The sequence below is a fragment of the Microcoleus sp. B7-D4 genome, from assembly GCF_036705125.1.
Lineage (GTDB): Bacteria > Cyanobacteriota > Cyanobacteriia > Cyanobacteriales > Microcoleaceae > Microcoleus.
Genome location: NZ_JAUBTT010000137.1, coordinates 1 through 16,407 on the forward strand (window position 1 = coordinate 1; position 16,407 = coordinate 16,407).

6 protein-coding genes and 2 pseudogenes are annotated in these 16,407 nt (G+C 47.8%); 3 read left to right on the top strand and 5 right to left on the bottom strand.

Going from position 1 to position 16,407, the window contains the following annotated elements; translation table 11 throughout:
* Positions 1-295: 295 nt before the first annotated feature.
* Positions 296-742 carry a hypothetical protein gene (locus QUB12_RS33860; RefSeq protein ID WP_333310556.1) on the bottom strand — a complete coding sequence of 149 codons (447 nt, stop codon included), beginning with the start codon at positions 740-742 and terminating at the stop codon, positions 296-298.
* Positions 743-1,289: 547 nt separating this feature from the next.
* A complete protein-coding gene (locus QUB12_RS33865; protein ID WP_333310558.1) occupies positions 1,290-4,814 on the bottom strand; it encodes a response regulator in 3,525 nt (1,174 codons plus the stop codon).
* A gap of 1,215 nt (positions 4,815-6,029) precedes the next feature.
* Between QUB12_RS33865 and QUB12_RS33870 the strand changes: the two genes are divergently transcribed.
* From QUB12_RS33870 to QUB12_RS33880, 3 genes are all read left to right on the top strand, one after another.
* A complete protein-coding gene (locus tag QUB12_RS33870) occupies positions 6,030-6,605 on the top strand; it encodes an IS607 family transposase (RefSeq protein WP_333145679.1) in 576 nt (191 codons plus the stop codon).
* A 7-nt stretch (positions 6,606-6,612) separates the two neighbouring features.
* Positions 6,613-7,686, top strand: coding sequence for a transposase (locus QUB12_RS33875; protein ID WP_333145676.1), 1,074 nt, complete (start codon positions 6,613-6,615; stop codon positions 7,684-7,686).
* Positions 7,687-8,412: 726 nt separating this feature from the next.
* The gene (locus QUB12_RS33880; RefSeq protein WP_333145675.1) at positions 8,413-9,036 is read left to right on the top strand and encodes a GNAT family N-acetyltransferase; all 624 of its coding nucleotides are present in this window, start codon (positions 8,413-8,415) and stop codon (positions 9,034-9,036) included.
* A 180-nt stretch (positions 9,037-9,216) separates the two neighbouring features.
* Here the strand turns inward: QUB12_RS33880 and tnpC are convergent.
* The 3 genes and pseudogenes from tnpC to QUB12_RS33900 all read right to left on the bottom strand — a co-directional run.
* Positions 9,217-10,690 (bottom strand): annotated as a pseudogene (gene tnpC / locus QUB12_RS37710) (IS66 family transposase).
* A 496-nt stretch (positions 10,691-11,186) separates the two neighbouring features.
* Positions 11,187-12,377 (bottom strand): transposase, encoded by a 1,191-nt coding sequence (locus tag QUB12_RS33895; RefSeq protein ID WP_333310560.1) that lies wholly within the window; start codon positions 12,375-12,377, stop codon positions 11,187-11,189.
* Between the two features lie 280 nt (positions 12,378-12,657).
* A pseudogene (locus QUB12_RS33900) lies at positions 12,658-16,407 on the bottom strand (DUF4347 domain-containing protein); the annotation flags it as partial.

Here is a 16,407-nt window from a genome sequence, read left to right on the forward strand (position 1 = left end):
TGGACGAGTACGGGGAGCTTGTCAGCATCCCCTAATGTGTCGGGCCGTGAAACTAAAGCTGAGATTCTGCAAAGATTCTCCCAATTGCGGTGGAGCTCAGATGCAAGCCCACGTCATAGCGGTACTCCGCTTGATGCTGGGTAGTTGACGTAAGTAAGTACAAATAAACATTACTTGGGGAGAGGGCGGGTTCTGCAACGATGACTCGTCCTTACTGTAGATAAGCCCTAAAGCCGCCCCTACAAGCCCCTGCAAGATATTATTGTTTTTTTGCACTTACCTACTTATTTATTGTCTACTTGCTAAAAACACCCTTGATGCTGTCAACAGCGCTCTCGACAGCATTCTTGGTATTATCTACTGCTTTCTGAGTCCGAGCTGAATCTTCCGATGCTCTTTTCTCAATTGTGGCCGCATCTTTCTTAGCTTTGCGCTCTACTACACTACCATCCTCCGATGATCGATCGACTTTAGAAGCATTTGTCTTGGCAGTTTCCTTAACCTTCTCTTCTGTATCTCGGATGAAGTTCTTGGCTCGTCCAGCATCTTTGCTGGCTTTTTCTTGAACCGCATCGCCCGCATCTGCTGCTGCGATCAAGTTTACACTAGGAGATGCCATTGCTGCGGTGTTGGAGAAGAACGCACCAGACCAAACGAAGGCCATCGCTGACACGCAAAGCACAGTTGTAGCCATCCAGCGCCCGACAGTCGAAAGCCGTTTCGTAAAAGAATTCAGTTTCATACAATACACAATCAGATATGACATTCTATTTCTACTCGATCAGAGCGATCGGCTGAACCGTTCTCTAGAGAGAGGTTATCCGCCAACGAACGGTTAAAAAATGTCACTCTTTTGATAGATGGACGCAAGGAATGTCAGTCAATTTTAGATTTTAGATTTTAGATTTTAGATTTTAGAGTTGACTCCACAACCGCCATTTGGAATCTTGAACTTTGGTGAGTTGATTGTAAATTTTAGGTTAAAGATTAAACAATTGATTAAGGAAAGTCAGTCAATTTTAGATTTTAGATTTTAGATTTTAGATTTTAGAGTTGACTCCCCAGCCGCCATTTGGAATCTTGAACTTTGGTGAGTCGATTGTAAATTTTAGATTAAAGATTAAACAATTGATATCGATTCCGGTGCAACCGGAATCGATATGAAACAGCCTTGGGGCGGGTGGGGTGAAGGTACTTCACTCAGTTGAAATCGGCTGTATTTACGAAGAGGTTGTTTCCGAGATTGTGTGTGGGATATCAACATATAATACTTAACAAACAACTAATGACTAATCACAATTTAGTAAAAAAGTCAATACCGTTTCATCAATTCCCTTTAGTTTCAAAGGCTTATATTTAACAATGCGATTTTCCTCAACATAATCTGCAACCGCCGCTGAAATTAGCACCGTGTTTGGTTCCGTCACCTCTTGCAAGCGGGCGGCAATATTCACGCTCGGCCCGATCGCAGTATAATCCGATCGATCGGGGCCGCCAAACATCCCCACCACCGCAGTACCCTGGTGAATTCCGCAGCGAAACCGCACCGGAGGCACGCCATTTTCCCCAACAATTCCCTGCTCCAGCCAGCCTTTGTTAAGCTCCTTCAGAGCTCGCAGCATTTGCCGCGCAGCAGCCACAGCGCGGCGTACTTGCTCATTAGGCGTTAGTTCCTCCGGCGCGCCAAAGAAAGCCATTACCGCATCTCCAACAAACTTGTCCACCGTACCGCCGCTGTCAAAAATAGCCTTAGTCATTGCCGCCAAATATTCATTCAACAGCTCAGCTACCCGGCGCGATCGCAGCGTATTTGCCATTTGAGTAAAACCGACAATATCGCTAAACAAAATAGTAATCAATCGCGGTTCCGGGCGCAAATCCAAGGCCAAATCTCCAGCCGCGGCAGCCTTCACCATCGCCGGCGGCAAAAATCGGCGCAGCACCGACTCAGTTAAATAACTGTTCAACTGCTGCACTCGGCGCTCGTTTTGTTTGAGGGCGATCAAATTCCGCACTTCTGCCAACAATTCTCGATCGTTAAAAGGCTTGGACAAATAAGCATCCGCACCCCGTTCTACTCCTTCAATTCGAGTATCTTCGTCGGCTTTAGCAGTCAGCAAAATTGCCGGAGTTCCCTGCAATTCCTCATCCTCTCGAATCATCCGAATCAAATCCAAGCCCGAAATCAAAGGCATCATCAAATCCGTTATAATTAAATTAGGGCGACGTTTTTTAGCCACGGCAAATCCTTCTTCTCCGTTGCGGGCGAGCAAAACTGCAAAGCCGGCATCTCGCAGAATTGCCGACACATAAAATCGCAAATCGGGATTGTCGTCAACTACCAAAACCGTTCCCACTGCTGTTTCTGATCTGACAGGTTGGATCGGCTCAAAGTTATGATTTTCGGCCTCATTTTCCGACAAATCCGCTTCCACATCGGCCAGTTCCACCGCAGCTTTCGATGAGTGAAACTCCGCAGGTATTTCTAGTACCTGTTCCGGGGGCAAGTGAGTCGAACCAAAGTGCAGCCAAACGGTAAAAGTAGTACCTTCGCCGTAAACTGATTCAACTGAAATTTGACCGCCGTGGAGTTCGACTAATTCTTTGACAAGTGCCAAACCTAAACCGCTGCCTTCGTAGGAACGGCTAGCTGAACCTTCGGCTTGGTGAAAGCGCTCGAATAAATAGGGAATTTGTTCGGTGCGAATGCCGATACCCGTGTCTTTTACTTGCAACAAGCAGTGAGCGCCCGCTGATTCAACTTTCAGGGTGATAGTTCCGCCTTCTGGGGTGAATTTAACAGCATTTGATAGCAGGTTGTAAATAACTTTGTCAAATCTTTCCAAGTCCAAATAAAGTAAAGGACATTCTTGCAGTTGGGTAATTAAGTGCAGTCCTTTTTTCTCGCAGTAGGCGCGGAACGACTCTGCGGTAGAGTAACAGAAACCGACCAAATCGCAGGGGCGGAAACTCGGCTGCATCCGTCCGGCATCGAGCCGCTGCAAGTCCAGCAGTTGATTTACCAAGCGTAGAAGGCGGCGGGAATTACGCAAAGCGATTACGGCTTGTTCGTAGGGCAAGTCTTCTTTGCGCCTGCAAGCTGATTCTAGAGGGCCGATAGTTAAAGTTAGAGGCGTGCGGAACTCGTGGGAGATATTTTGGAAAAATTCGGTTTTGAGCCGATCGGCTTCCAGAAGCCGTTCTGCCTGCTGTCTGGTAGTCTGGTAGAGGCGCGACTGCTGCACGGCCAGAGCAGCTTGAGTTGCGACTATTTGAGCCAGGTCAATGTCTGAGATGTTCCAGCGGCGGATGCTGTGATTTTGGCGCAGGGAAATGCTGCCGATGATTTTGCCTTCTGAGAGTAAGGGAACGACTAACAGGGCGCGGGCTGGCGATCGCACTTGCAGTTCTGTAACATTTAACTCAGGGTGTTCGTCGAGATCTTCGATCGCCACCGGCTCTTTTGATACCATAACTTGCAACAACAGCGGATTGCCCCGAATCGGCACCAAAGACTGTGGCAAAGAAGGATGGGCAAAAACCCAGGCGCGAGTGTTAGCAGCAGCATCACCAGAATCCGTCTCGTAGCCCAGAGGGTTCGCAACTAGCTCTGGATTATCAATAAAACCCTGTTCTACAGCCACGGTATCCCTCTCTGTGTCGTATAGCCCCACGCATTGGACGTATTCATCATCTTCTGTCCACAGAGATAGGGCGCAGCCGTCAACTTGCAAAGCTTGGCCGAGTTGTTGAGTAATGGCTGCAAAAATATTTTGGGGATCGAGACTCGATCGAATTGCCGTAGTAATAGTATTGACTAAGGCCTCGCGCTTGGCCAGCGCCCGCACCTGTTCGTAAGCCCGGGCTTGAGAAAGCGCCAAAGCCGCTTGGTCTGCAACCGTAATTACCAACTGTACCTCGTGGTCTTGCCACTGGCGCCGTCGCTCGAACTGGTGCAGCGCCAAGACTGCCATCAGTTCCATTTTGTAAAACAGCGGTACGATCAAGCTCGATCGAATATTCGCAGCTTCGTAAGCCTGCTTTCGCTGTTGATTATCCCAGTTTAAAACTCGATCGTCAGTTTGGGCATCTTGAATCACCTCCACATCCAGAGTTTCCCAAACCAAATCCGGCAGCAAATCCGGGGAGAGTTCGGCCGCAGAAGCATCTGGGGGCGTGACTTCCTCATCGCCCCCCAACCCTTTAGTTTCTGCCTTCTGGTAAACGAACCACTCATCGGCCACCCGGCCGTCTTGGAACGGCCGCAGCAGACAGCAACTCACCTCAAACATCTGCCCGACACTTTCCACAATTCTTTGCAGCATTTGCTGGTAATTGGGAGCCGATCGGATAGTATTGGTAACGGCATAAAGCAGCGATTCTTGGCTCAAAGCACGGCGCAGTTCATTGGTGCGCGTTTTCAGAAGATTGTGAGTCTCAACAGCTTGACTGACAAGATTTATCAGCTCTTGAGCATCCCAAGGCTTGGTAACGTATTTGAATACTTTGCCAGCGTTAATAGCTTCAACTAAATCTTCAACATCCGTATAGCCAGTTAAAATAATTCGGATCACGTCGGGGTACTGAGCCGCCGTCAAGCTGAGAAACTCCGTACCGCTCATTTTTGGCATTCGCTGGTCGGAGATAATCACTGCTACTTCTCCCTCTTTTGCCAAAATTTCGAGAGCAGCGGGGCCAGATTCGGCTCTGAGCACTTTGTAGTCTCGATGAAAGGTGCGGTAAAGCAAGTCGAGGTTATCCGGTTCGTCATCGACGATCAGAATTTTTAGCTTAGGATTTTCTTGGGAATTCATGCACCGTTCTCCTGTGCCCCGGGGCTGTGCGATTTAATAAGTCTGATAAAAGGAAGAATTCGCCGATTTAAATTGCTGAAGTCATACCATTTTCGATTTTCGATTTTCGATTTTCGATTGCGAATGACTGATGACATAAGGATTGGTATTTTGCCTAGAGTGCCATTATTTTGGGAAAATGGTATCACAATCATTCGTGGATATGAAGTTGTTGTGAGTAGGCCGAGGCAAGCATCAACCTTGATTTTTGATGTCTGGGTTTTCAATTCGGAATTCTTCTGAGCCACAGTTATCTGTCGTGCACCCCAATTTTATTATTTAATGATATTCATATAAACTCGTCTCCCGATAAGTTTTTTTCACCCCTTACCTTTATGCAGCAGGAGAGCAAACACACATCTGGCCCTTTTAACGGGAGCATCTCAATGAAAGCAGCCCAGCTAGAAATTGGAGTTTTGAGGCAGGAGTTTTGAGGGAGGAGGCAGGAGGGAAGAGGAAGAAGGAAGGAGCCAGAAGAAGTGTTTTTACAAATATGAGATGCTCCCATTTTAACTGCCGTCTCGATATCTCCGAATACATAGGAATAACCGTCCTGATTGTGAGTTGATTGGCCAAATTTATGTTTGCTCCTGGCTCCTGGGAATATTTTATTTGGTATGTGAAAGCTGCCCGCAGCAAGATACAATAGACAACCAACATCTTCCCCTGTGTTTTTTTCCCACAAGTAACAGCAACTTTAACAGTCAGCCAAGGATAGCGACCACCATCCGGCGCCGAGCCCCTGACTGATATTCGGGGGTGGCCCACAGACCACAGAGGTGTCTGTGGGAGTGACGCAATTGCTGTACCATTTTAGTTAGACTTGCACTTTTTTCCCGATCTCGGCATTTTTTGTGCCTCCTGCAGACCAACGCCCAAGCCAATTACTGCGGCGAAACACCGCAAGATCGAGCATCCATCTGTTAATCTTAGCTAGGGATGTACTCTGTGGAAACCGATCGGTCGATTTTAGATTTTAGATTTTAGATTTTAGATTTACTCCACAGATGAATCGGGGAGCTTGAACTAGGGTCTAAAATTTTGATCTGTCCCCGACGAGTGTCGGTGGCTGGTATCGGTTTTTGGGCCGGGTGAATCAGCTCGATCGAGGTTTTGAAGGTTAGCCCCCAGTAACTAATTTGCTTACTTTTACTAACGTATGCTACTATTGGCTACATGGCATACGTCCCACTCAGAAAAGCGGTTGAATTTCTGGGCTTGCATCCACACACCCTAAGAAAATATGCAGATGAAGGGAAAATCAAAAGCATCAAAAACGAAGCAGGGCAACGACTCTACGATGTCGAGTCCTACCAGCGTGGTGCAACTAGAACTACCTTTATTTGCTACTGTCGCGTCAGTTCTCCCAAGCAGCGAGACGACCTCGCTCGACAAGTTGACGACCTGCGACAGCAATACCCCAACGCCGAAATCATCCAAGATATCGGGTCGGGGCTTAATTTTAAACGGAAAGGACTGCAAGCCCTACTGGTCAGATTTATGCGCGGCGAACAGCTCACGGTTGTTGTTGCCTGTCGTGACAGATTGTGCAGGTTCGGATTTGAACTATTCGAGTTTATGGCCGGGCAAAACGGTGGACAAATCTTGGTTCTCGACCGAACTGTTTACTGCCCAGAAACCGAACTCACAAGCGATCTTCTTGCCATCCTTCACGTCTTCAGTTGCAGAATGCACGGACTCAGGAGTTACAGCAAGAAAATCAAGGAAGATCCGGCTATTCCTAAATCCTGAACAGAAAGTGCTGCTCAAACAGTGGTTTGGGGTGAGTCGTTTTGTTTACAACACGACTATCAAATACCTGCAAGAACCAGGCACAAAAGCTAGCTGGATGACAATCAAAACTGGAATACTCAACAGTTTGCCAGAATGGGCAAAGCCTGTACCTTTCCAAATCAAATCGATTGCCATCAAAGACGCTTGCTCAACTGTCAAAGCAGCTAAGCAGGGTTTCAAGAAAGACGGGCAAATCCGTAAATGCAAATTTCGCAGTAGAAAAGACACCAAGCAATCTATCTATGTGCCGAAGTCAGCCATAAAAGAATGCGGCGTCTATCATTCGATTCTAGGCAAGTGTCAATTGACAGAATCCTTGCCTGCAAATTTCAGTGATGGTAGGTTGACTCTCGCTTATGGTGAGTATTACATAGTTGTCTCTGAAGAAGTGCCACAAGTCAAGACCGATAAACAAGGTCGGCTGGTTGCCTTAGATCCCGGTGTCCGCACGTTCATGACATTTTTCTCTGAAGATTCTTACGGCTGGTTAGGAAAAGATTCTAATTTGCACATCCAGAAATTGTGTTTTCGGTTGGACAAATTGGTGTCAAAAATCCCTAAATCTCCTAGTCGGCAAAAAAGAAGATTTAAGAAAGCAGCCAGCAGGCTTCGTTGCAAAATCAAGAATTTGGTCAAAGAGTTACATCACAAAATAGCTAAGTTTTTAGTCTATAATTTTGATGTGATTGTGCTGCCAACTTTTGAAAGTTCTCAAATGGTGTCTAAGTCGCGCCGTAAGTTGAGAAACAAAACGGTGCGACAAATGCTAAGCCTAAGCCATTACGAGTTCAAAACTTTTCTTAAATGGAAAGCTTGGGAAAAGTCTAAACTTGTGATTGATTGCAACGAAGCTTACACGTCGAAAACTGTGTCGTGGACTGGCGAAATTGTCAAAAATCTAGGTGGCGCTAGGACTATTACGTCCGCAGCTACTGGGTTGAAGATGGATCGGGATCTAAATGGTGCTCGCGGGATTTTGCTGCGGGCATTGGTTGACACGCCTTTGTTGAGAGATTCTCTTAACTTATATATTTGTTAGCATTTGTTAGCAAAAAAGTGTCGGTCTCACTCGCGCGCAGCAGAGTATCGAACCGACGGGGCCAACCCCTGGAGACTGTTTCCAGGCATCCAAATTTAAATTGGACGTTGGAAAAGTACCCAGTAGCTCAACAGGCAAGATCGGTTCGATCGGGGACGGGCGATGGATAGCCCAGAACTGCTGAAAGCTGGGGTGCCAAGCCGGGGGGCGGCGGGGAACATCCGACGCGCGATCGAGCCCGGTGTTAGTATGGTCAGTCGTTGAGTTTTTCAACTACCGCTTGACGGATAAATTATATTCGATCGGGTATTTCCCTAAGCAGAGAGCGGTAGGATTCCGGGAACCTGACGTTAAAACCTTTGTAATTGTTTTTAATACCTTGCCCGCTAAGCTGTCGCGCATTTAATTTGTAAGCTACTGTTTACTTAAACTCTTGTGATGCCGGCCGAAAGCCAGGGATCAAGCTTCAATTTAAAGGGCAAATAGCTTATCCACAAATCTACTATTAGGGGATGAGTTCTATTTTTTCATAACTAGAATATTAAATGCTAAAAATTTTCCATTTACCTCAAATACTACTTAAAGTCAACACAAAAATATGTAATTTAATCTGGCTAATAAACTATGCCTATAAGTTACGTTATAAGATCAGTATAACATCAGTGATTATTCTAAGAGGGTAGCTTAGAAACCCGCGTAAAAAAAATCATATAGTGGCCTGGCATTGTGAATCCTTCATTTTTTTCCTCACCATCTCACCAACAACAAACTCCTGGACTTTCTGGTTTTTCGATCCGGGTGGCTGCGCCCAACGACTTAACGCAGCTAGCTGATATTTTAGCCATGAGCTTTCACTCCCGCGAGGGGTTTGTAGAATGGGTGTATCCAGTGTTGCGTTTGGGCATTTACGAAGATTTAAAAAATCGACTGCGTTCTAAGGCAGAACATTACATTTGTCTGGTTGCTGAGCTAGTCTCGCGCGAGGAGGGAACGCAGAATTATCGATCGCACCGAGCTCAGCGCATAACAGGAACAGTAGAAATGGCTCTACGTTCTCGCTTTCCTTGGCAAATCCCTAATTCTGACTATCCTTATTTGTCGAATTTAGCCGTTCACCCGGAGTACCGGCGGCAGGGGGTTGCTCAACAATTGCTCAGCAACTGCGAGGAGACAGCCAAAGAATGGGGATTTTCTGAGATTTACCTCCACGTTCTGGAAAATAATCACCCAGCGCGACAGTTGTACTATCAAGCCGGCTATCGCTTGCAACAGGTGGATTGGAATTGGACTGGTTGGCTGTTCGGCCAGCCGCGCCGCCTGTTTTTACGCAAACAGATTTCGCTCTCCTAAGCTAAGTATTTGAATTGATCGTGGGGAATTGGGGCTTCGCCAAGAAAAAGGAAAAAATAGCTCTTCTTTCCTTCTATTGTGAATCAATGGAATGGGAATGGGGAATTATTGATGAATTTTAGTTTGCTCTTAAGCCCGATCGCACAACCCACTAAAATTAGTTTGATCGAGCGTAAGGATTCAGGTCTTTGATTGGGGAATAAGAGAAGGCATCAAAAAGTCACAAGAATGGGCAGATATAGCATCACGGAAAAAAGCCATTGCGCTTTTACCCTGAAACCGACAAGTCTGAATCACAGATAACAAATCAGCGGTTTGTTCAAACCGAGACATTGACCGGGAACCCCCAGATACCTTACGTTTAGTCACAGCTAATCTCAGAGAACGTTCTGCTAAATTATTATCAGGAGGAATGTCGGGATGGTCTAAAAAGTACCACCATTGATCTGCTTTCTCACGTAACGAGCGCAGTAACAGTCCAGCAGCATGACCAACATGACCTTGCCAAGTATTTAACAATTCTGCCAATCTCGTCTTAAAGTCCCTCGCCCAAGTCTGATAATCAATCTCTTGGGGGTGTTCCCGCCCTAGGCGATGTTGTCGAAATGCCTCATCAATTAATTCCAAAAATGCAGAAGCGACGACAGTGTTGTTACCGTGGCCCATTTGCAGAACTTTCTTAAAATGTCGCCGTAGATGGGCTAAACATTTTTGTTGCGCTCCCACAATCACACCGTTATATACGCTAAAATCATCGGAACTCAACACAGAGCGCAAATTCATGCCCCAGCATTGTCTCTAATTCGGCTCTACTGCGAGTGTCTGCGGCATGAAACAGGCAAAAATCTTGACCTGTGGCTGTCGGTCAACCATTCTTTGACTCCCTTCACACACCGGGGGTGTTTCATCCACATGGACGTTGCCTTGTAATGGTACCCATTTCCATAAAGCTTCAACGGCGGGTTTGACAGCATCAGCTACCCGCGCATTTGTCGCTTGTCCTGGACCTATCCCTAGGTCGATTCCACCTAGTTCGCGCAGGAACTCTTGTTGTTTTTCATAGGATAGGTGTCCATAATTACCCAACCAGCTTAATAATGCTTGTAGGTCAATACTTAAGTCAAGTCAAGGAACTATCCCGGATGCTGGTGCACCCATCACCATTGCTCCGCATTCATTGCATTGACATTTGACTCGTTGATATTCTACCACTTCAATTGGTAAGGCTGGCTTTACACGCTACCTGCTGCTTGCTATAACCAATCGGATCACTTAATTCTCTACTACCACAATGCTCACAAGATTCAGGAGTGCTGATTTGATATCTATCTACTCGCCCAAACCCTTTTCGGGTTTTGCCGATATGTCCCGGCTGTCCTCCTGCTTTGCGTTTTGGTTGGGACTGTGACTCTGACTCTGACTCTTTTGAGTTGTCAAAAGCGGCTGTCTCTGATTTCTGTATCAGATCGCTCGATGGTGGTTTTGATGATGTTTTACTATTACTGGGCTGTCTCTCTTGGAGCTTTTCGAGCTTTTGTTGTAATTTTTCAATCAGCTTCTGTTGGGTGAGCACAATTTTGACCAGCTCCTGGTGGCTCAACTGGTCAACCATTTCTAATTTTAGTGCTGCTGATAACTCTGACTTTTCGCTCATCTGACTACATTACCATATTGTTCGGCTCTCTGCGGAACTATTTTTACCTGAATCCTTACGATCGAGCGATTAAAAGGGCGGGTTTTTGAGATTGTCAATTATTGGCAGATATTTTTCGTGAACCCGCCCCTACCGTATTAGGCGTAATCGACCGGACATGATATTATATCAAATGCGGTAGCCTCGTCGGGCGTAAAATCCCGTCAATAATCACGGACGCTGCAACAGGAATTAATCGAATTAATCTGCGTTAATCTGTGTTTATCTGCCCACATCTGCGGTTTTTTTAAAAAAAATCTCGAACCGCAGATGACAAGGGATTGACGCAGATTCACGCCGATAATAAGAGATTTATGAATAATCCCGATGCTAACAGATTTAATATTATACCAAATCAGGCTTGAATACACCTTTATTTTTTAGCATTTGAGAGAGGAACAAAAGGCAACTTTGACATACTCCCCAGCTATCAAGGCGAGGGGATTCTAAACCCGGACTAAAATAAATAGTCTCCCAAGTTTAGGCTTAGCACTTCATTGTCCGATACTACCGAAGTAGTTTTACTCAAACTCTGTGCTCGTTTAGAGTCGTGGCGATACCCCATCCCGACTTTTTCTATATTTTTAGCGGCGTTCAAATCTCGATCGTGTTTAGCTCCGCAGTTTAAGCACTGGATTGAGCGCACAGAGAGGTCTAGTTTTCCCCATCTAAACCCGCACTCTGAGCAAGTTTGAGAGGTCGGCTCCCAGCGAGAAATTACTTTAAATTCTCTGCCGTATTTCTCAGACTTGCCCTCACAAAGCGTCCTAAATTCTCCCCATCCTTGCTGACTTATTGCCCTTGACAATCTCCGATTTTTAACCAGACCTGCTACGTTCAAATCTTCTAGGATAATGGTTTGGTTTTCACTCACCAACTTAGTAGATAGTTTGTGCAGAAAATCCTTTCGACTATCAGCAATCTGGTTGTGTAGCTTGGCAATTTTAAGCCTAGTTTTATCCCGAGGTTTTGAGGTCTGGACTTGACGGGATAGCTGGCGCTGTAGTCTGCGAATTTTACGATCTAGCACTTTGTAGCTTGGACTTTGTGCGGTTGTACCATCACTCATTGCAGCGAAGGTTTTTATGCCCAAATCTACACCGATGCTTTGGTTTTTAGCCTCGGTCTGGATGGGGGAAACTTCTACAACAAAGCTTAGAGAATATCGGTTTGTACAGTCCTTGATTATCGTAACAGAGCTAGGATTGGATGGTAATTTTCTAGACCAAACGGGAAATACGTCCCCTATTTTTGCCAGATAAACCTCATTACCTCTCAATACAAAACCGTTGCGCGTTAACCTGGCCGATTGGCTGTTTGTCTTTTTCTTGAACTTAGGATAGCCGACTTTTTTTCCTTTTCTTTTTCCTGTGCAGGACTTGAAGAAATTGCTAAACGCCGCCTCTAAATCTGAGACAGATTGTTGTAAAGGAATAGCTGAAACTTCTCCCAACCATTCTCTTTCTGGTGTCTTTTTAGCTAAAGTTAAAACTAATTTTTGCAATTCGGCAGAACTAGGTTTTCTGTCTGACTGTTTGCAAAGTCTTAGAGCATCATTCCAGACTACCCGCACACAGCCAAACAATTTAGCTAAGCTAATTTTTTGTTCAATTGTCGGATAGAATCTGTATTGATACCGCCCTTTCATTTCCCCTCCTTTGTGTTCTTAATTTACTATACCATAGTATACTAAGCAATAAGCAATCAGGAAGATTGGGAAATTAATTTCAAGGCGGTTGAAACCGCGCCCGACTTCATCCCCATATCTGAAGCTAGGGGCTTTCGTCTCGTTCTTCCGGTAAGAACGATGTCAAGGGCAGAGTGCTACAAAGTTTTTAACCCGGATTGAGTATTGTGAGGAACGCCACAGAAGTTCGGATCTGCTGTGGCGTTTTGTTCGCCAGAACAGGAGACTTTCGCCGCCAATTCTAGAGCTCAGAGAGATTTGGTAGGAAATCCGAGGAGCCGATCGCCCCGTTAACCCCAACCAGATTTGCTAAAACCCGATCGGTTCCTGCTACTTGCAGCAACGTACCGTTGGGAGTGGCGCTAAATTGTAACTGCTGGAAACTCAGGCCGCCGCTCAAAACAAACTTATCGACGGCTACCTCGAAGTTAATCACAGTATCAATGCCGCCATCAGCACTCAACACATATCGATCGAACCCAATACCTCCAATTAAAGTATCCTCGCCCAAGTCGCCAAAAAGCCAGTCATCTCCAGCGCCCCCATTGAGAAGGTCGTTATCTTTACCACCAATCAGAGTATCGCTGCCAGCATCTCCGTTGATAGTATCTTGGCCTTCATTGCCGTAGAGCAAGTCATCGCCGTCACCGCCGTTGATGCAGTCTTGCTGGTCGTTTGCGCCCACCGAGACAGCCCGGTTATCAGCACGATCGCCATAAATGGTATCGTTGCCCTCGCCACCGCAGAGTTCATCGCTACCGTAACCGCCGTAAATCAAGTCGTCACCCAGATCTCCGTGTATGAGGTCGTTAGCTTTGCCGGCGTAAATCAAGTCGTTATCTTCACCGCCACTGATGGTATCGTCACCCTCATCGCCGAACAGCACATCAGCACCGATGCCACCAAAAAGCAAGTCTTGGCCACCAACATCTTGAACTCGACTTCGAGCACCGCCGTACATGGTATCGTCGCCGCTGTCGCCGACAAGGGTATCAGAGCCGAGTTCGCCCCAAGTCAGGTCATTATCTTTGCCACCCCAAACACAATCATTGCCTTTACCTGCTTGCACGGTATCATTACCGTGGCCGCCGCCGATGATGTCGTTGCCGCTGTCGCTAAAGATTAAGTCTTGTTCGCCGAGATCCCCGATGGACTGGGAACTGCCACTGTCGCCGAGCAGAGTATCGGCTCCTTCGCCGCCGTAGAGGGTATCGGAGCCTAATTGACCGTAGAGCAGGTCATTGCCTTTGCCTCCGTAAGCGGGATCGTTATCTTTGCCTGCAACCAGCGTATCGTTGTCTTGTTGGCCGTTGAGGAAGTCGTTACCGAAGCCTCCGTACAGCAAGTCGCGTCCCTCGGAGTCGGTGGCCCTTTGGTCGGGGATGCCCCCAAACAAGCTGTCGGAGCCGATGCCACCAAACAAGGTATCGTTCGCGAGTTCGCCCCAAATTAGGTCATTTTCTTTACCTCCAAGGGCAATATCGCCACCTTTGCCGGTATGGATGATATCGTCGCCCTCGTTGCCATTAATCAGGTCTGCACCGTTGCCTCCAAAGAGCAAATCGCGAGCCTCGTCAGGACTCTGGGAGTTGTTCTGCCCGTTGTCTCCCAAAATCGTATCGGCACCTAGATCTCCAAACAGAGTGTCAGAGTCTAAGTCGCCGGCAACCCAGTCATTCTGTTTGCCTCCGTAAACACTATCGTTGCCCTCGCCTCCGTCAACAATATCGGTGTCAATGCCACCAAAAACCCTGTCATTGTCTTCGTTGCCGTAAATTTCGTCCGCGCCGTCTTCACCTAAAAGCAGGTCGTTGCCTCCAAAACCGACGATTTTTTGGTTGCCTTTGGTGTCTGCGATGAAGCCATCGCCGTCGGTTCCTTTGGTGGTTTGTCCCTCGGAAAATTGTGAAATAGGCCGGACAAATCCAACTGCAGGTGGTTGCTGCGGGGGCGCAAAGTTAATTCCCGGTTTTTCCATAATGGGCCCACACAAACAGTCGGTATCTGTTTCCCCGATCGGATTTGAGACTATGGGCGATGCCGGCGTTGGTGTGGGAGTAGACGCCCCCGACCGCAAGATAGCCACGACAGTAGCGACAGCGGGACTGGTGGCACCGCTGTTGTCTGTGGCGCTGTAGGTGAAATTGGTTCCTGTAAAGTTGCCAGTTGTGAAGAAAAATAGTTGCTGCAACTGTGCGGGAGTGAGGACTTGACCTGCTGTGACTGGTACACCACCGTTGGCCGGATCTCCTAAATACAGGACGGCTTGATCTGCTGGAGGCAGGGTGTTGATGGTGTAAGAGACGATCGACCCGTCGGGGTCGCTTCCTCCCAATCCTGTGACTAACTGGCTGCTATTGGGGGCGAGGCTGGAGTTGGCATTGTTGGCTAATGGCGGTTGGTTGTCAGTTGGAAGTATGGCCGCGACAGTAGCGGTAGCGGGACTGGTGGCGCCGCTGTTGTCTGTGGCGCTGTAGGTGAAATTGGCTCCTGTAAAGTTGCCTGTGGCTTGCAAAAATAGTTGCTGTAACTGTGCAGGAGTCAGGACTTGGCCGGGTGTCACTGGTACGCCACCGCCCAAAGCGGGATCTCCTAAAAACAGAACGGCTTGGTCTGGTGAGGGCAAGCTGTTGATGGTGTAAGAGACGATCGACCCGTCGGGGTCGCTTCCTCCCAATCCTGTGACTAACTGGCTGCTGTTGGGCCCGACGCGGGAGTTGGCATTGTTGGCAACTGGCGGTTGGTTGTCAGTTGTGCTTGGAGTTGGTGTGGGCCCTATCAGTCCAGCCACACTAGCGGTAGCGACTGGACTGATAGCGCCGCTGTTGTCGGTAGCGGTGTAGGTGAAATTGGTTCCTGTAAAGTTGCCTGTCGTGAAGAAAAACAGTTGCTGCAACTGTGCTGGAGTCAGGACTTGGCCTGGTGTCACTGGTACACCGCCGTTGGCGGGATCTCCTAAATACAGGACGGCTTGGTCTACTGGGGGCAGGGTGTTGATGGTGTAAGAGACGATCGACCCGTCGGGGTCGCTGCCTCCCAATCCCGTGACTAATCGGCTGCTGTTGGGCCCGAGGCTGGAGTTGGCATTGTTGGCAACTGGCGGTAGGTTGTCAGTTGAAGTTGTTGGAGTTGTTGGAGTTGGTGCTGGAGTTGGAGTTGGTGTGGGCCCTATCAGTCCAGCCACAGTCGCGGTAGCGACTGGACTGATAGCGCCGGTGTTGTCTTTCGCGCTGTAGGTGAAATTGGCTCCTGTAAAGTTGCCCGTGGTGAAGAAAAATAGTTGCTGCAACTGTTGAGGAGTCAGGACTTGACCTTGTGTCACTGGTACACCGCCGCCCAAAGCTGGATCTCCTAAAAACAGGACTGCTTGGTCTGGTGATGGCAGGGTGTTAATCGTGTAAGAGACGATCGACCCGTCGGGGTCGCTTCCTCCCAATCCCGTGACTAACCGGCTGCTGTTGGGCCCGACGCGGGAGTTGGCATTGTTGGCTAATGGGGGTTGGTTGTCAGTTGGTGTTGGTGTGGGCCGTATCAGTCCAGCCACACTAGCGGTAGCGACTGGACTGATAGCACCGCTGTTGTCTGTCGCCCTGTAGGTGAAATTGGTTCCTGTAAAGTTGCCCGTCGTGAAGAAAAACAGTTGCTGCAACTGTGGTGGAGTCAGGACTTGGCCTGGTGTCACCGCAACGCCGCCGTTGGCTGGATCTCCTAAAAACAGCACGGCTTGGTCTGCAGGAGGTAGGGTGTCGATCGTGTAAGAGACGATCGACCCGTCGGCGTCGCTTCCTCCCAATCCTGTGACTAACTGGCTGCTGTTGGGGCCGAGGCGGGAGTTGGAATTGTTGGCTAATGGCGGTTGGTTGCCAGTTGGAAGTATGGCCGCGACAGTAGCGGTAGCGGGACTGGAGGCGCCACTGTTGTCTGTGGCGCTGTAGGTGAAATTGGCTCCTGTAAAGTTGCCTGTGGCTTGCAAAAATAGTTGCTGCAACTG